22 protein-coding genes are annotated in these 19,638 nt (G+C 33.2%); 12 read left to right on the forward strand and 10 right to left on the reverse strand.

Annotation, left to right across the window (positions count from 1 at the left end; genetic code table 11):
* Nucleotides 1–2 precede the first annotated feature (2 nt).
* Nucleotides 3–551, forward strand: a complete 549-nt coding sequence (locus BLP44_RS10885) for a GNAT family N-acetyltransferase (RefSeq protein WP_008463110.1) — start codon at nt 3–5, stop codon at nt 549–551.
* Between the two features lie 107 nt (nt 552–658).
* Nucleotides 659–1,213 carry a DUF3575 domain-containing protein gene (locus BLP44_RS10890; RefSeq protein WP_091132763.1) on the forward strand — a complete coding sequence of 185 codons (555 nt, stop codon included), beginning with the start codon at nt 659–661 and terminating at the stop codon, nt 1,211–1,213.
* 3 nt (nt 1,214–1,216) lie between these two features.
* Here the strand turns inward: BLP44_RS10890 and BLP44_RS10895 are convergent, their stop codons facing one another.
* Together BLP44_RS10895 and BLP44_RS10900 are read right to left on the reverse strand one after the other, a co-directional pair.
* Nucleotides 1,217–1,441, reverse strand: coding sequence for a VF530 family protein (locus BLP44_RS10895; protein ID WP_066035006.1), 225 nt, complete (start codon nt 1,439–1,441; stop codon nt 1,217–1,219).
* Between the two features lie 107 nt (nt 1,442–1,548).
* Nucleotides 1,549–2,187, reverse strand: coding sequence for an outer membrane beta-barrel protein (locus BLP44_RS10900; RefSeq protein ID WP_091132766.1), 639 nt, complete (start codon nt 2,185–2,187; stop codon nt 1,549–1,551).
* Between the two features lie 136 nt (nt 2,188–2,323).
* Here BLP44_RS10900 and smpB point away from each other — a divergent pair, with 136 nt between their 5' ends.
* The 3 genes from smpB to BLP44_RS10915 all read left to right on the forward strand — a co-directional run bounded on the left by smpB (nt 2,324) and on the right by BLP44_RS10915 (nt 4,630).
* Nucleotides 2,324–2,779, forward strand: coding sequence for an SsrA-binding protein SmpB (gene smpB / locus BLP44_RS10905; protein ID WP_008463103.1), 456 nt, complete (start codon nt 2,324–2,326; stop codon nt 2,777–2,779).
* Nucleotides 2,780–2,859: 80 nt separating this feature from the next.
* Entirely contained in the window at nt 2,860–3,495 is a 636-nt protein-coding gene (locus BLP44_RS10910) for a hypothetical protein (protein WP_091132769.1), read from the forward strand.
* An 85-nt stretch (nt 3,496–3,580) separates the two neighbouring features.
* Nucleotides 3,581–4,630 carry a Fic family protein gene (locus tag BLP44_RS10915; RefSeq protein WP_091132773.1) on the forward strand — a complete coding sequence of 350 codons (1,050 nt, stop codon included), beginning with the start codon at nt 3,581–3,583 and terminating at the stop codon, nt 4,628–4,630.
* A 28-nt stretch (nt 4,631–4,658) separates the two neighbouring features.
* Here BLP44_RS10915 and BLP44_RS10920 read toward each other — a convergent pair whose 3' ends face one another.
* Nucleotides 4,659–5,300: a protein-L-isoaspartate(D-aspartate) O-methyltransferase gene (locus BLP44_RS10920; RefSeq protein ID WP_008463097.1), complete on the reverse strand. Its 642-nt coding sequence runs from the start codon at nt 5,298–5,300 to the stop codon at nt 4,659–4,661.
* Nucleotides 5,301–5,611: 311 nt separating this feature from the next.
* On the opposite strand from BLP44_RS10920, the gene BLP44_RS10925 reads away from it, so the two are divergent.
* The 7 genes from BLP44_RS10925 (at nt 5,612) to BLP44_RS10955 (ending at nt 12,402) form a co-directional block, all read left to right on the forward strand.
* Nucleotides 5,612–6,577 (forward strand): Gfo/Idh/MocA family protein, encoded by a 966-nt coding sequence (locus tag BLP44_RS10925; RefSeq protein WP_008463096.1) that lies wholly within the window; start codon nt 5,612–5,614, stop codon nt 6,575–6,577.
* 87 nt (nt 6,578–6,664) lie between these two features.
* Complete coding sequence (locus tag BLP44_RS10930; RefSeq protein WP_091132777.1) at nt 6,665–7,552, forward strand: 3-hydroxyacyl-CoA dehydrogenase family protein; 888 nt, start codon at nt 6,665–6,667, stop codon at nt 7,550–7,552.
* An 11-nt stretch (nt 7,553–7,563) separates the two neighbouring features.
* Nucleotides 7,564–8,220, forward strand: coding sequence for a YggS family pyridoxal phosphate-dependent enzyme (locus BLP44_RS10935; protein ID WP_066035009.1), 657 nt, complete (start codon nt 7,564–7,566; stop codon nt 8,218–8,220).
* A gap of 73 nt (nt 8,221–8,293) precedes the next feature.
* Nucleotides 8,294–9,655: an exonuclease domain-containing protein gene (locus tag BLP44_RS10940; RefSeq protein ID WP_091132781.1), complete on the forward strand. Its 1,362-nt coding sequence runs from the start codon at nt 8,294–8,296 to the stop codon at nt 9,653–9,655.
* Nucleotides 9,656–9,686: 31 nt separating this feature from the next.
* Nucleotides 9,687–10,526, forward strand: coding sequence for an ion transporter (locus tag BLP44_RS10945; protein ID WP_008463086.1), 840 nt, complete (start codon nt 9,687–9,689; stop codon nt 10,524–10,526).
* 152 nt (nt 10,527–10,678) lie between these two features.
* The gene (miaA, locus tag BLP44_RS10950; protein WP_091132783.1) at nt 10,679–11,605 is read left to right on the forward strand and encodes a tRNA (adenosine(37)-N6)-dimethylallyltransferase MiaA; all 927 of its coding nucleotides are present in this window, start codon (nt 10,679–10,681) and stop codon (nt 11,603–11,605) included.
* A gap of 50 nt (nt 11,606–11,655) precedes the next feature.
* On the forward strand, nt 11,656–12,402 hold the full coding sequence (locus BLP44_RS10955) for an acyl-[acyl-carrier-protein] thioesterase (protein ID WP_091132785.1): 747 nt from the start codon (nt 11,656–11,658) through the stop codon (nt 12,400–12,402).
* A 127-nt stretch (nt 12,403–12,529) separates the two neighbouring features.
* Here BLP44_RS10955 and BLP44_RS10960 read toward each other — a convergent pair whose 3' ends face one another.
* The 7 genes from BLP44_RS10960 to BLP44_RS10990 form a co-directional block, all read right to left on the reverse strand.
* The gene (locus tag BLP44_RS10960) at nt 12,530–13,063 is read right to left on the reverse strand and encodes a hypothetical protein (protein ID WP_091132788.1); all 534 of its coding nucleotides are present in this window, start codon (nt 13,061–13,063) and stop codon (nt 12,530–12,532) included.
* Complete coding sequence (gene prfH, locus BLP44_RS10965) at nt 13,050–13,739, reverse strand: peptide chain release factor H (RefSeq protein WP_091132792.1); 690 nt, start codon at nt 13,737–13,739, stop codon at nt 13,050–13,052. Before prfH ends, BLP44_RS10960 begins: the two co-directional genes overlap by 14 nt.
* Nucleotides 13,740–13,752: 13 nt before the next feature.
* Entirely contained in the window at nt 13,753–15,144 is a 1,392-nt protein-coding gene (locus BLP44_RS10970; RefSeq protein WP_091132795.1) for an RtcB family protein, read from the reverse strand.
* 528 nt (nt 15,145–15,672) lie between these two features.
* Nucleotides 15,673–16,389 (reverse strand): response regulator transcription factor, encoded by a 717-nt coding sequence (locus BLP44_RS10975; RefSeq protein WP_008463080.1) that lies wholly within the window; start codon nt 16,387–16,389, stop codon nt 15,673–15,675.
* Between the two features lie 3 nt (nt 16,390–16,392).
* Nucleotides 16,393–17,979 carry a sensor histidine kinase gene (locus tag BLP44_RS10980; protein WP_008463079.1) on the reverse strand — a complete coding sequence of 529 codons (1,587 nt, stop codon included), beginning with the start codon at nt 17,977–17,979 and terminating at the stop codon, nt 16,393–16,395.
* 59 nt (nt 17,980–18,038) lie between these two features.
* Entirely contained in the window at nt 18,039–18,635 is a 597-nt protein-coding gene (coaE, locus tag BLP44_RS10985) for a dephospho-CoA kinase (RefSeq protein WP_091132799.1), read from the reverse strand.
* Between the two features lie 2 nt (nt 18,636–18,637).
* Nucleotides 18,638–19,636: a glycosyltransferase family 2 protein gene (locus tag BLP44_RS10990; RefSeq protein ID WP_066035016.1), complete on the reverse strand. Its 999-nt coding sequence runs from the start codon at nt 19,634–19,636 to the stop codon at nt 18,638–18,640.
* Between the last annotated feature and the right edge of the window lie 2 nt (nt 19,637–19,638).

Genomic DNA, 19,638 nt, shown 5'->3' on the forward strand with positions numbered 1-19,638 from the left:
AAATGTTAAATTTTAATTTTACCCCATTTCCAGTAATAGAAACAGAAAGATTAGTTTTAGACAGGCTTACAGATAAGGACGTACAAGAAGTCTTTGACTTACGTTCTAATCCTGAGACTATGAAATACATCCCAAGACCTTTAGTGAAAGACCATGAAGACGCTCTGGAACACATCAGAACGATTGATGAAAAAATTGAAACTAATGTTGGCATAAATTGGGCTATTAGACTTAAAGGCAACACCAAATTACTTGGGATTATTGGCTATTATCGAATGCAACCCGAAAATTACCGAGCTGAAATAGGTTATATTCTTTCGCCTGATCAGCATGGAAAAGGAATTATTCCAGAAGCTGTAAAGAAATTAATTACTTTTGGTTTTGAAGATCTAAAACTACATTCGATAGAAGCTGTAATCGATCCCGAAAATTATGCCTCTGAAAAGGTATTACAAAAATGCGGTTTTGTTAAAGAAGCACATCTGAGAGAAGTAGAATTTTGGGACGGAAAATTTTTAGACAAAGTAATTTATTCATTATTAGAAAAGTAAAGTTTTATACTTGTTAAAATAATCTTATAATTAATAGTTCTCAAGCATTATCTGCTATATTTGCGCTCGAAATCAGCTAAAAGGCTGTTTTGAATTCCCAAAAATATATGAAAAAGATATCCGCCTTAATTGTTCTTTTATTTTGTGTGCAAATGCAAAGTCAGACTTTTGTAAAATTTAATGGAGCAACTGCTTTATTGTTAATTCCTAATATCGGTATTGAAACCAGCATTGGAGAAAAAACTACATTTAGTGCCGATGTGATGGCTTCCTTTTGGGAATCTTTTAATGGAAATAACCCAATGAAATTTGTCACGGTTACTCCAGAAATTCGTTACCATTTTAAGGAGAAATACAATGGTTTTTATGCTGGGGCACACATTGGAGCTGATAAATACGAAATACAAAAATGGAATTATTGGGATACCAATAAGTACGAAGATGGTTTTGGTTACAGAATTGGGGCTACAGTGGGTTACAATCTCAAATTAAGCGATAAATTTTTACTTGACTTTTTTGTAGGTGGCGGATGGCATCAAGGATTTTATCATGGATATCATAACGACGGAACTCCTGGAAGATATGAAAAAGCAATTCACTGGAATAAAAGCGGTGAATGGCTACCATACCGTGGCGGTGTTATGATTTCGTATAAATTATAAAAATCAGCTTAATTTAGGAAGCGTTTTAATATAAAGATCCTCTACTTTTTTACGAGCCCAATCTGTTTTTCTTAAGAAAGTAAGACTTGATTTTACACTTGGATTTGAATTAAAACACTTTATAGGAATTAACTCTCCTAAAGTGTCAAAGCCATAATAATCGACTAAAGTTTCAACAATTTTTTGAAGTGTAATCCCATGTAAGGGGTCTTTGGATTGATTTTGCATCTTATACTTTTTAAACAATATTAAAAGACCGTACTTCAAAAAAGTACGGTCTTCCTTTTTCGCAAAATTACTAAATAGAATTTTACATTAATCAAATAAAGAATAAATTAGAATATGAATTTAAATCCGACAGAAACAGGAGAAGTCAAGTTTGGATTACTTCCTGCTAATGCTGTATTGTAAAATGGATCTACATTGGCAACGTGTGCCAAACCAAAATTGGTAACTGTTGTTTTTTCTCCATCCTTCGCTTTAAGTGTTGTAGAAGTAAAATTGGCCAAATCGTAAGAGAACTCTACAGAGAAGTTTTTAGTAACAAAATAATCTAAACCTCCCGATACTGAAAGCCCTACCTGATTTACTTTCAACTCACTCTCTTTTTCTTTACCTGTAATAACTGGAATTGCTGCTTGTCCGAAGACGTATAACGAACCAGCTACATTCCAGTATTTTCTAATTAAAGGCTGAACAACGATTAAATCTGTTTTAGCTGCTGTTCCTGCATCTGTATCGGCTTTGATATTAATATACCCTACACCCGCTCCAACAGCAACCGATGGAGTAACAAATGTCCCTACAACTGGAATCACAGATAAATTTGTATTTTTATTGCCTTCATTTTTAGTCTGCTGATAACCAAATTGAGAAGTGGCAAACCAAGCCCCTTTTAATCCTTGAGACGAATCTTGGGCTTTAGCAGTTAAACTGATTAATACGATACTCACTAAGGTAACAATCTTTTTCATTTTTATTTTGTTTTTAATTACAGGACAAACTTATGAGTAAGGTTTCTGCTTAAGACTGATTTAAATCATATATTAAAAGAAAACTTTAATTATCTTTAACTGCAACATTTTTCAATTTTGTCTTACATTTGCAGCTATGATAAAATCAGTCAATATACTTAACAAGAGAGCCCGATTCGATTACGAAATAATCGATACTTATACTGCTGGAATTGTTTTGGCAGGAACAGAAATCAAATCTATCCGCTTAGGAAAAGCCAATATTACCGAAAGTTTCTGCGAGTTTAGCGGCATGGAACTTTTCGCCATTAACACTTATATTGAAGAGTATTCTTTTGGAAACCAATTCAACCATAAATCAAGAAGTGAAAGAAAGCTACTTTTAAACAAAAAAGAATTAAAAACACTTCATAAAAATGTTCAGGCAAAAGGTTTAACCATTATACCTTTAAAGCTATTTACTAACGAAAAAGGTTTAGCAAAACTTCAGATCGGGTTGTGTAAGGGAAAGAAAAACTATGACAAACGTGAATCTCTAAAAGAACAAGATACAAAAAGAGATTTGGACAGAATTAAAAAAGCTTACAACTAATAGCAAATTTAATTTCCTCTTAATGATATATTTATAATATTTTATTGTTATTTTTATTACAAATAATTTAACTGTAAAATATGAAAAAGTATTTAGTTTTATTTTTCGCTATTGTGTTTTCAAGTTGTGGCAGTAATACTTCAATTGTAAACAGCTGGAGAGATCCTGATGTAACTATAACTCAGGAACAATTTAAAAAAGTTTTGGTTGTAGCTTTAGTCAAAGACGAAGCTTCAAGAAGAATTACAGAAAACAGAATTGCATCGGCCAATCCGATATTTAAAACTTCGTATCAATATTTAAACGCAACTTCTCAATTAACGCAAGAACAAAAGCTAAAGGTTTTGCAAGATGAAAACTTTGATGGAGTAATCAGTATGCGATTAGTTAGCAAAGAAAAAGAAGTTAATTATGTTCCAGGCACTTATACAGGAATGTATTACGGAGGTTTTGACGGAATGTACACCGGAATGTATGGATATGGTTTTGGAAACTGGTACGGAATGTATTCTCCTAACTTTTATGATCCAGGTTATTATCAGGAGACCACTTCTTATATGGTAGAAACCAATGTTTTTTCTTTAAAACAAAACAAATTAATCTGGACAGGAACTACAGAATCTCAATATGTTACAGATTTAGGCCAGACGGTTGACGCCATTATGCAAGCTGTAGTGAAAGAAATGAGAAAAGACGGCTCTCTGCCTCCAAAATAATTATAGAAAAAAGCGGCGTATAAAACATCGCTTTTCTTTTAATCTAAAAATTGACGAAATTTGTCAAGACTAAAATTTTCATTAAATGAAATCTTTATTAAAAAACGCCAGAGAACAGAAAGGATTAAAAACGCGTGAATTGGCTCATCTTGCAGGAATTGATCAAGCGTTGATTAGTAAATTTGAATCGGGAACACGAAAACCAACCAAAGATCAAATTATTAAACTTTCTCAACTTTTAGAAATTGATTATGAAACTTTAATGATTGCTTGGCTTAAAGAAAAGATTCTTTATGAAATTGGGGATGACGAACTTACCTTAAAAGCATTAAAAGTTGCTGAAGACGAAATCAAATACAATAAAACGGTTTCAAATCTTAAATTATCTACTTCTTTAGAAAAAATCTTAAAAGAAATTGATGCCTTAAAAGAAAAACTAGATTCTTACCGCCAGTATGACAGCTTTAAAATAAAACAAGCTTTAGAATTGGAATATACTTTTGAAAGCAATCGAATTGAAGGAAATACAATGACACTTCGTGAAACAGATATGGTCATCAATGAAGGTTTGACAATTTCTGGAAAAAGCATGCGGGAACATCTTGAAGCTATAAATCATCAGGAAGCAATTGGCTTTATTAAAGATTTAATGAATAAAAACAATTCTTTAAACGAACGTGATCTTTTATCCATACATAATTTAATCTTACGCGGAATTATTCCGGAAGATGCAGGACGTTATAGAAAAGTTCAAGTTATGATTCAAGGAAGTAGTCACATGCCTCCACAACCTTTAATGATTCCACAGGAAATGGAAGAATATTTTGTTTGGTATGAAATCAATAAAAATAAATTACACCCCGTTATTCTTGCTGCTGAAATGCATGAACGATTAGCCACAATTCATCCATTTATTGATGGAAACGGAAGAACTTCAAGATTAATAATGAATTTAATTCTGATGCAAAAAGGTTATCCAATAGCCAATATTAAAGGAGATTATGAAACAAGAATGCAATATCACCAGTCTTTAGAAATTGCTCAAACCCAAAAAAACAAAGAAGATTTTTTTCTGTTTATAGCTCAAAAAGAAAAAGAATGTCTGGAAAGATATATTTCAATTCTTACACAATAAAAAAGCCCGTTCAAAACGGGCTTTCTCATTAATTTTTATCTTCTAATAAAGGAACAAATCGAAACTCTCCAAATTCATGTTTTTCAAATTGCGTTTCGTTTTTCCTGATTAATAAAGTCATAATCTGAACATCTTCTCCTAACGGAATAACAAGTCTTCCTCCTATTTTTAATTGTGCCATTAATGGCTGTGGAATAAACGGTGCGCCTGCTGTAACTATAATACTGTCAAAAGGCGCAAAATTTGGCAATCCTTTATAACCATCACCAAAAGTAACGTGTTTTGGACGAATGTTTAATTTAGGAAATAAATTAGACGTAGTTTTAAATAATTCGCTTTGTCTCTCAACCGTATATACTTTTGCACCTAAAGCAAACAAAACAGCAGTCTGATAACCAGAGCCTGTTCCTATTTCTAAAACTTTGTGGTCCTTTTTAACTTCGAGCAATTGTGACTGAAAAGCCACCGTATAAGGCTGAGAAATGGTCTGTCCCGCACCAATAGGAAAAGCTTTATCCTGATAAGCGAAATCTTCAAAACTGGAATTCAAAAAAAGGTGTCTCGGGATTTTTTTTATCGCATCTAGAACCGCTCTATCAGTAATTCCTTTTTGCTCTAAAGTGGTTACTAATTGATTACGAAGTCCTTGATGTTTGGCAGTGTCTTTCAAAATGGGTAGGTTTTATTTTCGCAAAAATAAGAAACAAAACAGGATTTCAAATATTGATTTTTAAATAATAAATTTTATAAAGTCCAAAGCCAAAAGTCGAAAGTGGAAAGCTCTCATTTATTATGCTGAACGAAGTTGGAGCTTTTCGCGTCCTAACTAAGCGCCCGACGACTTCGCTCAGGGTGTTAAACAAAAAAGAGCAGTTCCAATCGCAACCCATAATTCATAACTCACAATTCATAACTCACAATTAGATAAATTCATTTTCACGTTAAGCAAATAAATTATATTTTTGTTTAAAATACATTCTCATGTTAAAAGTAGGAGTTTTAGGTGCTGGTCATCTTGGTAAAATACATTTACGCTTATTACAACAATCTGACAAATACGAATTAGTTGGATTTTACGACGAAAATCAAGAAAATGCCGAAAAAATCTCAAAAGAATTTGGCTATAAAAATTTCAGCACAATTGCCAAACTCATTCACGCTGTCGACGTGATTGATATTGTAACTCCAACACTTTCGCACTACAAATGTGCAAAAGTTGCCATAAAATCAGGAAAACATATCTTTATCGAAAAACCAATTGCCAATACCGTTGAAGAAGCTGAAGAAATTATTGCTTTGGCCAAAGAACATAACGTAAAAGGACAAGTAGGTCACGTAGAGCGCTTTAATCCAGCTTTTATCGCTACTAAGGAAATGATCGAAAATCCGATGTTTATAGAAACGCATCGTTTAGCAGAGTTTAATCCTCGCGGTACAGATGTTCCTGTAGTTTTGGATTTAATGATTCATGATATCGACGCTATTTTAAGCGTTGTAAAATCTAAAGTAAAAAGCATCAATGCGAGCGGTGTTTCGGTTATCAGCGAAACTCCGGATATTGCCAACGCCAGAATTGAATTCGAAAACGGATGTGTTGCTAACTTAACTGCCAGCAGAATTTCAATGAAAAACATGCGTAAATCACGCTTCTTTCAAAAAGATGCCTACATTTCTGTTGACTTTTTAGAGAAAAAATGTGAAGTGGTTCGTATGAAAGACGCACCAGAAGTTCCTGGAGATTTTGATATGATTCTTCAAAATGCTGAGGGAGTGAAAAAACAAATCTATTTCACTAATCCAGATGTAGAACAAAACAATGCCATCTTAGACGAGTTAAATTCGTTTGCAGATGCTATCAATAACGACACAACTCCAGTTGTAACACTTGAGCAGGCAACTGATGCATTACGCGTGGCTTATCAAATTATTGATTGTTTCAAAAAATAATAAAATTTCAAAAAATAAATTAGCCACGAATTCACGAATTATTTGGTGAATTCGTGGCTAAATCATAAAAAAAATATCTAGCATAAAATGAAAACAATAGCTGTAATTGGAGCAGGAACAATGGGTAACGGAATTGCTCATACTTTTGCACAAAGCGGATTTACCGTAAAATTAATCGATGTTTCTGAAAAATCATTAGATAAAGGAATGGCAACTATTGCTGCCAACTTAGACCGTATGCTGTCTAAAGGAACAATCACTCAGGAAGATGTTGCAAAAACCATTACCAATATTATTACTTATACAGATTTAAAAGACGGAGTTGTTGGCGTTGATTTAGTAGTTGAGGCCGCAACTGAAAACGTTGAATTAAAACTGAACATCTTCAAACAATTAAATGAATATTGCTCGCATAATACAATTTTAGCAACTAATACATCTTCAATCTCAATTACACAAATTGGAGCTGTTGTAGCACATCCAGAACGCGTAATCGGAATGCATTTTATGAATCCGGTACCGATTATGAAATTAGTTGAAATCATTCGCGGATACAATACAAGCGATGAAGTAACTAAAATCATCATGGATTTATCTGAAAAATTAGGAAAAGTTCCTGTAGAAGTAAATGATTATCCAGGTTTTGTGGCAAACAGAATTTTAATGCCAATGCTAAATGAGGCAATTGAAACGTTATATAATGGAGTTGCTGGAGTTTACGAAATCGATACGGTAATGAAATTAGGAATGGGACACCCAATGGGACCATTGCAATTAGCTGATTTTATTGGACTTGACGTTTGTTTAGCAATCTTACATGTAATGTATGACGGATTCAAAAATCCTAAATATGCTCCTTGCCCACTTTTAGTAAATATGGTGAGAGCTGGAAAACTGGGAGTAAAATCTGGCGAAGGTTTTTACGATTATAGCGAAAGCAAAAAAGCAGAGAAAATCTCTAAGCAGTTTTTATAAAAAGAAATACCATGTCGATTCAATCGAATTTAAATACAATTAAAGCAACTTTACCTGAACATGTAACTCTAGTTGCCGTTTCAAAAACCAAACCTGTATCCGATTTGATGCAGGCTTATGAAGCTGGGCAACGCATCTTTGGAGAAAACAAAATTCAGGAAATGACTGAAAAATGGGAACAAATGCCAAAAGATATCCAATGGCATATGATTGGTCACGTTCAGTCCAATAAAGTCAAATTTATGGCGCCTTATGTCACTTTAATTCATGGCGTTGACAGTTTGAAATTATTGCAAGAAATCAATAAACAAGCTTTAAAAAACAACAGAACAATAGATTGCCTTCTTCAAATTTATATTGCCGAAGAAGAATCTAAATTTGGTTTGGACGAAAATGAACTAAATGAACTTTTAACTTCTGCGGAGTTTAAAGAGTTAAAAAATATTCGTATCTTAGGTTTAATGGGAATGGCCACTTTTACCGAAGACCAAAACCAAATTAAAAAAGAATTCACCCATTTAAAATCTATTTTTGATTCAATCCAAAAATCACAAGACATTAAAGATTTTACAATTATTTCAATGGGAATGTCTGGAGATTATCAATTGGCAATAGAATGCGGAAGTACAATGGTTCGCATTGGAAGCAGCATTTTTGGCGGTCGTTAATAACTGCCGTAAAGACGCACTTCGGTGCTTCTCTACAAACTGAATACTAAAATCTGAACACTGAGCACTTAATTTGTACGCAATACTTGACATAGAAACCACTGGGGGACAGTTTAATGAAGAGGGAATTACCGAAATCGCTATCTACAAATTTGATGGGCATGAAGTAGTTGATCAATTCATTAGCCTTGTCAATCCTGAAATTCCGATTCAGCCTTTCGTAGTAAAACTGACTGGAATTAACAATGCGATGTTGCGTTCTGCTCCAAAATTCTACGAAGTTGCGAAACGAATTATAGAAATCACTCAAGATTGTGTTATTGTAGCACATAATGCTTCTTTCGATTATAGAATCCTTCGCACAGAATTCCGTCGTTTAGGCTACGATTTTGAAGCCAAAACACTTTGTACAGTAGAATTAGCCAAAAAACTAATTCCAGAACAGCCTTCATATAGTTTAGGAAAACTAGTTCGTTCACTCGGAATTCCAATGGCCGACAGACATCGCGCGAGTGGAGACGCTATGGCTACGACTAAGCTTTTCAAAATGCTTTTGGAAAAAGATGTTGAGAAAACCATCGTAAAGGACTTTATAAAACTCGAAGTAGAAAAAGGAATTTCTCCAAAATTCTTAGACATTTTAAATCAAATGCCGGCTAAAACAGGCGTTTATTATATCTACAAAGAAGATGGGACATTAATTTACATTGGCAAAAGCCAAAATATAAAAAAAAGAGTCAATCAGCATTTTACGGGAGTTACAACCAAAAGCAAAAGGATTCAGGCGGAAGTTTTTACTATTACTTACGACGAAACTGGAAGCGAATTAATCGCACTTTTAAAAGAAAGTCAAGAAGTTAAAGTAAATCGTCCGCGATACAATCGTTCGCAGAAAAAAACAGTATTTCCTGTCGCTTTATATTCAGAAATAGATTCAAACGGTTACATCAATTTAATACTGGAAAAAGCAGACGGACGTAAAAAAGAGATCACTTCTTATGTTTCTTTGCAAGAAGGCAAAAATGCACTTTTTAAGATTACGGCAAAATATCATTTGTGCCAAAAATTAACAGGTTTATACCAAACCAAAAAAGAATGTTTTCAATATAAAATCAAAGAATGTGACGGCGCATGCATTGGTGAAGTCACTTCCGAAATTTATAATTTACGAGTGCAGCAATTTATCTCAGAAAACAGTTTCGAAAACAAAAGCATGGTATTGATAGACAGAGGAAGAAATATAAACGAACGAAGCGCAATCCTGATCGAAAACGGGATTTACAAAGGTTACGCCTATTATGATCTAAATTATCAAATCACGAATATCGATATCTTAAAAAATATTCTGGTTCCGATGCAGCACAATCGCGACGTAAAGAACATCATTCAGAGTTATATCCGCAAAAGCAAATCATTAAAAATACTTCATTTTTAACAAAACGAAACTTTTCATTATCTTTAAGGATATGAAAAACAAAAAATCACAATACGAAATCTTTAGAGAAAAAGTCAAAATCGTCCTATATGGCACCAACACCATTCTAGGACGAATGTTCGATTTAGTGTTGCTGGGTTTAATCTTATTGAGCGTTCTTCTTATAATGTTGGATACTGTTGAAGGCGTAAGCTCAAAATATCATGAACAATTATTGATCTGCGAATGGGTAATTACAGTATTTTTCAGCATTGAATATATACTAAGAATTATCTCCATTCAAAAACCAGTCAAATACATTTTTAGCTTTTACGGAATTATCGATTTACTCGCCGTATTACCCATGTATTTGTCCATCTTTTTCCCTGGCGCAAGCATTTTATCGATCGTAAGGGCCTTACGTTTCCTTCGATTATTCAAAATTTTGCATATTCCGCAAATCAACCATCAATCACTGCAATTAAAAGAAGCCATAGAAGCCAGTAAAGAAAAAATTCTGGTTTTTATTTATTTTGTTCTCGTTAGTACCGTAATCATTGGGACTATTATGTATTTAGTAGAAGGCAAAGAATCAGGATTTACCAGCATTCCAATGGCAATTTACTGGACAATTGTAACCTTAACAACAGTAGGCTACGGAGACATTTCGCCACAAACTCCACTAGGACAGTTTATTGCGGCACTTGTAATGATTTTAGGTTATGGCATCATTGCTGTCCCAACTGGAATCGTAACTGCCGAATTTGCCAAAAGCAGTCTAAAAAACAATTCAGTAAGCGGTAAAAAAACATGCAAGAAATGCCAGTCCCAAGTCCATTTTGACAACGCTAAATATTGTTATGAATGCGGAACCGAACTGCCAAATAATTAATTTTAGAAGCTAATCCAGCTGTACATTCCAACTCCTCCTTATATTTGTAATTTTTTAAGGCATAAAAGGAGCTTCTGCTGGTCGCTCTTTTATACCAAAAAAATTCAACAAATATAAGTCCGGGGTTTCCATTTCCATCTGGGCTAAAAAATATGAAATACCTAATTACCATTGTCGGACCAACAGCCATAGGCAAAACAGCCTTGAGTATTGCTTTGGCACAACATTTTAAATGCGAAATCGTTTCTTGTGACAGCCGTCAGTTTTTCAAAGAAATGACAATAGGAACCGCAGTTCCAAGCCAGGAAGAATTGAATTCAGCCAAACATCATTTTATTCAAAACAAATCTATTTTTGAAAATTATACCGTTGGCGATTATGAAAAAGAAGCTTTAGCCAAAATCGAAGAATTATTTCAAACCAATGATTTCGTAATTCTCATTGGCGGTTCAGGATTATATGTTGATGCCATTTTAAAAGGTTTCGACGAATTTCCCGAAATTGATCCAAAAGTTCGTGCTGAAGTAAATTCAAACTATGAAAAACTTGGAATTGAATATCTTCAAGAACAACTGAAAAATTTAGATCCTGAATATTTTCAAAAGATAGCAGCTGAAAATCCACAGACTTTACAAAACCCGCAACGAATGATGCGTTTTGTAGAAGTTTGTATCGGAGCTCAAAAACCATATTCTTCCTTTTTAAATCAAAAGAAAAACAATAGAGACTTCACTCCTATTTTAATTGGCTTAGACGCCGACAGAGAAATCATTTACAGCAGAATCAACCAGCGTGTTGACATCATGATGAACGAAGGACTGCTAAAAGAAGCCAAAACACTTTATCCTAATAAAGCGTTAAATGCACTTCAAACGGTCGGTTATAGAGAATTATTTAGTTATTTTGAAGGAGAATTCACTTTGCCTTTTGCAATAGAAGAAATCAAAAAGAACACCAGAAGATTTTCTAAAAGGCAATTAACGTGGTTCAAACGAAACGAAAACAAAAACACCAAATGGTTTGATTACGCAACAAATAGAAAAGAAATCATACATTACATAGAAAATCTTACAAAGTAAGAACGTCTTTTATCTATCCTCTTTACTCTATTTCCTAAAAAAAATAAAAAATGCCAATATCTCCCAATTTTACATCAGTTTTAAGCAAGGACTGGGAAATCAATTTCACGCAATGTACGCCAAACGGCTACTTAAAATATACAGATTTGTGTAATCTTTTACAATTAACCGCTGCAGCACATTCTGAAGTTGGCGGAATCAGTTTTTCTGATATGCAGGAATTTGATCAAGCATGGGTTTTAAGCCGAATGCGCGTTGAAATTACAGCATTACCAAAATGGCAAGATGTTGTAACCGTAAAAACATGGATTAACAGTTTAGAAAATTCACGTTCTGTCCGTGCCTTGGAAATGTATGTAAACGGAAAAAAAATCGTAGGAAGTGAAACCTATTGGGTCGTTTTCAATACCAAAGCACGTCGTCCAGAAGCTTTAGCGTTGCCTTTTGAACATTTCGAATTATTTCCAGAAAAAAGAGCAACAGAAGAAGGATTTTCAAAAATCAATATCAATCACGAAAAAGAAGCCGTTTTCGAAAAAACAGTCTATTTATCAGATTTAGATATTGTAAATCACGTAAATAACGTAAAATACTTGGAATGGTGCCTTGATCATGTTGATCCAAAACGGATCATGAAACAAGAAGTTAAAAGCTTTGAAATGAATTTCATGAAAGAGCTTTCGCTTCAGGATAATATAGTAATTCACGAAAGTGAAGATGATGATCATACAACCGCAACTTTCAGCATTACAAAAGGTGAAAAAACGTGTTTTGCTTTGGAATTGCATTGGAAATAACTTTTCTTTAATCTCACAATACTATCCACAATATTGTCATTTCGACGAAGGAGAAATGACAAACTTTGTGTATTTAACTTGACAAACAAAAAAAGCGATGCAAATTGCATCGCTTTTTTCTTAAAAATCATTTCGATTTCTTTTTAGAACCCTTCTTAGTTTTCTTCTCTTCCTTCTTTTTTAATAAATCTATTTTACCTTTAATTCTTTTCTCAACTTCGCTAATTCCTGAATCATAGTCATTTTGAATAGAATATAATTTTGCTTGCTTAATTTCTTTTAAAGCGTCTTTGAATTTATACTGCACTTCTAACAGAATGGCTTTATTAATATAAATCTCTGATTTATTGATTCCTTTAACAGTTAAAGCAAAATCAATTAATTTTTGTGCTTCTTCGTAATCCTCATTTAAAATCAACGTTTTCAGATAATACGGATATACTTCAAGAGCATGAATGTTAATCGCTAAAGCTTGCTGAAAATAAGATTTCGCTTCTTCATAATTCATTAACTGCTCCGCCTGAATTCTTCCGTACAAACACAAAACCATTGTATTTTTGTCATCATAAGAAAAAGCATAATCTAAAGACTCAATTGTTCCTTCCAACCAAAACGGATAATTATCCAAGGCCTGAAAAAGGTATTTATCAGTTGTTTTCATTTCGTAAATCGTTTTTTAATTTCTGACGAGTTCCTTTGTAGCTTTTCTCTACTTTGTTCTTTTTAAAATCACTTCCTGTAAAAACTCTCACGGGATTTCCACGCTCTACATTGAGCTGATTTTCCCATTGTTTTCCAACATGATTTTTAAGCTGAACTAATTTCTCGTCTTCTAGTTTTTTTATTAATCTTTCTGTTGCCAGTTTTTTGTTTTGGTGCTGCGAACGGCTGTCCATTGCTACAACAGCAATTCCAGTCGGAATATGAGTTGCACGAATTGCCGAACTCACTTTATTCACATGCTGTCCTCCTGCCCCAGAACTTCGCATGGCTTGATATTGAATATCATTTTCTGAAACTGAAGCATTCTTCTGTGGTTCAATTTCAAAAATTCCAATAAACCAGTTTTTTCTTTTATGCATTTTCCTAAACTGACTCTGACCAATCCATTGAATTGTTCCAACCCAAGATTTCACAAACTCATCGGCATTTTTTCCTTTTACAGAAATTGAGGCAGTTTCAATAGTTCCATTTTCTTCTCCTTTCTCTCTCTGAAGTAAAACCACATCTAAATTCTGATCCTGCGCTTCTTCCAAAACTTTTTTAAGCACTTGGGCAACTACCCAAGTGCATTCTGCAGGTCCGCGACCCGCCGTTATCTGAATAATTCTTTCCATTTTAAATTTCTCCTTAACGATCCATTCTAACAATTTTCGGCGTAAAAGTCCCCAAAACTTCAACTAGATCAGTTTGATTCGTCATTACTTTCGTGATGTCTTTGTATGCCATTGGAGCTTCGTCAATATTCCCACCGATTAAAGTCACTTCGTGTTTCTTCAACTCTTTATTGATCTGACTTTGTGTAAAAGTGCTTTTACATTTTGCTCTCGAAAACAAACGTCCTGCACCATGAGAAGCCGAGTTCAGACTCTCTGCATTTCCTTTTCCTTTTACAATAAAACCTGGGGCAGTCATCGAACCCGGAATAATTCCCAATTGCCCTTCACCAGCAGGAGTTGCTCCTTTTCTATGCACAATACATTCTTGACCATTCACGACTTCTTTCCAGGCAAAATTGTGATGGTTTTCAATTGTCACCACTACTCTTTTTCCAATTGCTTTTGCAATTCTTCTGTGAATATCATCATGACAGGCTTTTGCATATTCTCCGGCCAAATTCATCGCAAGCCAATATTCCTGACCATCGTGCGTATTCAGATCCAGCCAAGCCAAATGCTGTACGTTTTTTGGCAACGGACATTGTTTTGTTGCTAAATACGTATAATGTTTCGCAATGTTAGCGCCCAATCCGCGAGAACCGCTATGCGAAAGAACAGCAAAATATTCGCCTTTTTCCAATTTCCATCCATTTTCAGGATTTTCAATTTTGGCGATTCCAAATTCTACAAAATGGTTTCCTCCTCCTGATGTTCCTAATTGTTTATAGGCTTTTGGAAGAAGATTCTTCAATAATGGAATATCTTGAAATCCACTATTGTAAAACACCTCATGATCTACACGCGAAGCATGCGTTTCATACATTCCAAACTTTGTATTGTCTTTTAAAATGGCTTCCAATTGATGTTCTTTTCCTTTAAAATAAGAACCGGGCAAATCAAAAATTGAAAGGCTCATTCGACAGCCAATATCAACTCCAACTCCGTATGGAATCACGGCATTATCAGTCGCTAATACGCCACCAATTGGCAATCCGTAACCCGAATGCGCATCTGGCATTAATGCTCCTGCAACAGAAATTGGCAGTTTCAATGAATCGTACAATTGAAATTTTGCCTGTTCATCAATTTCATTTTCACCAAAAATTTTAAAAGGAGCTCTGGTGTTTTTAAGCTGATGCATCCTTACTTGGACAGGTTTAATTAGCCCTTCAGCTACTTTTCCCCAAGTTCCGTTCCCTTCGTACTTTTCAGGATTTAGCAAAACATCTTTTGCTTCTGTTAGAATAGATTCTTTTTTTTCTCTTTTTCTATATCTGTTTATCTGCCCTAAGGCGATGTTTATTGAATTGTTTTTTGGAAAACCTAATTTAATCAGGTCTTTTCCAGATAATTTATTTCCCATAAATTGTTTAATTATGTTATTGTGCAGAATAAATCAGATTGAAATCTGGAAGAAATCAAAATGAAATAAACATGCGGAATCATTTATCTTTTGGATAAATACTAAATGTTTTTTCGGGAAAATTTTGAAGTGTCTAGAATAAAAAAAAGCCCGAAACTTATTGTCTTCGGGCTTTTTTATATATCTAAAAATGTATATTTCTAAGATTGAAATAAGCCACGAAGAATCGCTGCACCAAATTCGTTTGGTGTGAAGCTTTGTGATGTCGATGTAAGTACAAACATTTTTTCTTCGTTTTAAAGGGTTATTATTTTTTTCGTGTGCAAATATTCAGAATTGTTTTTTGAATTTCCAAATTTATTTTAAAGAAAATTCTTTAAATAATTTTAAAACCAGAAATAACACAACAAGCAAAACCAGCATATAACTTTAACAATCAAACAATTAGATTAATAAAAACATTTCATTTTGGAGCAATAAAAAAGCTCTGATTTCTCAGAGCTTATATTTTATATAAATGAACTTTAATTATTCAGAAACTTTGCTTTTTACTACTAATCTGAAACCTTCTCCGTGAATGTTTAAGATTTCAACATCTTCATCTGCTTTTAAGTATTTTCTCAATTTAGCGATGTAAACGTCCATACTTCTTGAAGTAAAGTAGTTATCATCTCTCCAGATTTTAGTTAAAGCTAATTCTCTAGGCATTAAGTCATTTTCATGAAGAATTAACATTTTAAGCAATTCGTTTTCTTTTGGAGATAATTTAATTGGTTCCTCATCTTGGAAAGTAAGGAATCTCAATTTTGAATTTAAATGGAATTTACCAATATTAAATTCAAATTGTACTTGCTCTGCTTTTGTATCAGCTGATTTTCTTTGAATGATTGCTTTAATTTTCATTAAAAGAACTTCAGAATCAAAAGGTTTATTTAAATAGTCGTCAGCCCCAGCTTTGTATCCTTTTAAGACATCCTCTTTCATAGATTTTGCTGTCAAGAATATAATTGGCACCTCACTGTTCTTCTCTCTAATTTCTTTGGCTAAAGTGTAACCATCTTTATAAGGCATCATTACATCAAGAATACATAAATCATATACGTCCTTCTTGAATTTCTCGAAACCTTCCATACCGTTTTTAGCTAAAGTAACTTCAAAGTCATTTAACATTAGATAATCTTTAAGAACCGCCCCAAAATTTAGGTCATCTTCTACTAAAAGTATTCTTTTGTTAGTATTTTCCATATTTTAATTTATTAATGGTATTTTTATTATAAAGGTGCTACCTTTTCCTTTTTCGCTTTCTACATATACTTGACCATTGTGATCCTCCACTATTCTTTTTACATATGCCAATCCTAAACCATGACCTTTTACATTATGAAGGTCACCGGTATGCTCTCTATAAAACTTCTCAAAAACTCGTTTCTGAGCTATCTTACTCATTCCCAAACCATGATCTTTTACTTTTATCAGAATCATGTCCTTCACATTTTCTGTAAAAATTTCAATCTTAGGCGCATCTGGAGAATATTTGATTGCATTTTCTAAAATATTAACCAATACGTTTGTAAAATGAACTTCATTTATCAAAACTGTTGTTCTGGCTGCATTATAATGCTTTTCTACAGTTCCTTGTCTGTCTTCTAAAATTAAATTAACATGCTCGATTGCATCGTCAATAATATCTGTAACTACAGTAGGCTCTTTTGTAATGTCAAGCTCCCTCTTTTCTAGTTTAGAAATACGCAATACATTTTCGACTTGAGCGTGCATTCTTTTATTTTCATCTCGAATCATTTGAAGATATCGATAAACCTTTTCTTTATCTTCAATAACCTTAGGACTTCTTATCGCATCTAGTGCTAAATTTATTGTAGCGATTGGAGTTTTAAACTCATGCGTCATGTTATTAATAAAATCTGTTTTAATTTCAGAAATATGTTTCTGGCGCAATAGCTGATTTAATGCACTCGTGTAGGCCACAATTATGATTAAAGTAAAAACTATCGATAAAATAGTAATACTTAACAATTCGGATAATAAGAACTTCTTTTTATGAGGAAACGTAACCGAAAGTTCATATCTGCTGTTTCCTTCATTATCTGTATAAATTGGAATATTGTATGTAGCTTCTTTATCATAATGAAATCCGTCAGATTTTATCTTTGTTGGATTACCGCTACTGTATATTCCGAATTCAAACTTGGTTTTTACACCATATTCTTCGAGCTCTTTCTTCAATAATTTAAAAAGCTTATCTTTTGTGATTCTCCCTTCAATTGGAGTCAAAGAAGCAATATCTTTATATTGAATCTGTTGCTGAACTTTATTTAATATGTCTAAGCTTCCTGATTTTTCAATTTTCAGATCAGGAATAATACTCTGTCCTAAACTATTATTATCAATTCCGTTATTGTTATTATAAACTTCAGTTACTCTTTTTGAACTAAAATTTTTAAAACGTTCACTGCTGAATTTTTTGTTAAATACCGAACCATTGATATCATAATCCTCAGATGTCAAGGTATTAGAATAAACAATTGTTTTATTTGTTTTTGTGTTTCTCTGTACATAAAGTACTTCTAGTAAATCTTCTTTTTTTGGAATTTTACCCGTACTGTCTTTAATACGGTTGTATTTGTCGTAGAAACTGTACTCTTCTTGTTGTTCCAGCTTATCTGCAACATTTCCAATTACTTGAGTAACGTGGTATTTAAATTGCTCTTCATTATTTTTGAACGAAGAATTGAACCAAAATACTTGAACCAGAATTATCCCTATCAAGGACAGACTCATCAATAAAACAAGTATTCTAAAAAATAATTTATTCATCGAAACAAAATTAATATTTTAACAATATACTAAATAATACATTAACCAAATATTAACATTTAAGACTGTTTTTGTTTTATATTTAAAATTTTAAGAATTTTAACAACTTCTTCTTTAGCATTTTTAAGATTATTGTTATTAATCACGAAATTGCTCTTAGAAATTCGTTTTTCATCATCCCACTGCATTTTCATTCTGCTTAAAACTTGTTCGCGGGTCGTATTATCTCGTTTTATCACTCGTTCAATTCTCACTTCTTCTGGAGCTGTAACGGTTATAATTACGTCGCATTCTTTATATCGGCCACTTTCAAATAAAATTGCGGCTTCATAAATCACATAATCATAATTTTTATATTTTTCTAGCCAAGCTTCAAAATCAAGTTTCACTGCTGGATGCACAATGGCATTCAATTTTGCCAATTGTTCCTTATCATTAAAAACTATCTGTGCTAATTTGGCACGATTCAAAATATCACCATCAAAAATATTGCCACCAAAAGCAGATTTTACTTCATCGAGAATATTTTTTGACTGCATTACTCTTTTAGCACCGTCATCGGCGATATAAACAGGAACGCCCATTTCTTCAAAATAGTTTGCAACAGTTGTTTTACCGCTGCCAATTCCTCCTGTAAGACCAATAACTTTTGTCATTCTTATAATTTAAAAAACATACGCGGAAAAGCTTCTTGTGGCTTTTTCTTTAACAAAATAACTTTCACATATGATTTCAAAAATCCTGTTCCGTAACCATAAAACTGTTTCCAAACAGCTATTACAGACAAGTATCCAATTTTGATGCTTTTGTTTTGCACACTGGCTGTAAGAAAAATTATAACGAAATATACGAAATATAATTGTAATAAAATATCGATATTAAAAATTAACAATAAAAAAGCTAATAATAATCCGAGTATAAAAAATGTTGGAAAGAAAAAAGTAAGCTTATTATGTTCTGGATACCAACTATTTAAAATTGGCCTTGCAATACCAAACTTATTTACTTGAATAGAGAACTTCTCCCAATCAATTCTTCTTTTATGATACACATAAGCTTCTTTAAAAAGTCTTGTCTCGAAACCTAAATTCCATAAACGAATTGATAAATCTGGATCTTCTCCAGGATGTATGTTTCCAAAACCTTTCGAAGCCTCAAAAGCTTTTTTAGAAATACCCATATTAAAACTGCGTGGCTGAAATTTATTGATTTTCTCAGAACCGCCTCTAATTCCGCCTGTTGTCAAAAAAGAAGTCATAGCAAAATTGATTGCTTTTTGAATGTCTGAAAAACTGTCTAGTGCTTTATCTGGTCCGCCAAAACAGTCCACATAATTTGCATCTAATTCTTTGCGAACTTCTGTCAAATATTGAGAGGGAATAATACAATCCGAATCAAAAATGATGAAATAATCTCCTCTGGCTCTCTGCATTCCAAAATTTCTAGAATCTCCCGGACCTGAGTTTTCTTTAAAATAATATGATATATTTAATTTTCCTTGATAATTCATCACCACATCTCGACATGGAATTGAAGATCCATCTTCGACGAGAACAATTTCAAAAGCTTCATTATAATCAGATTTTGAGAGACTTTCCAAAAGCTCATCAACTTCATCTGGACGATTATACACGGGTATAATTAAAGAAAAAATCATAG

The sequence above is a fragment of the Flavobacterium anhuiense genome, assembly GCF_900101855.1.
In the GTDB taxonomy this organism is placed as follows: domain Bacteria; phylum Bacteroidota; class Bacteroidia; order Flavobacteriales; family Flavobacteriaceae; genus Flavobacterium; species Flavobacterium anhuiense.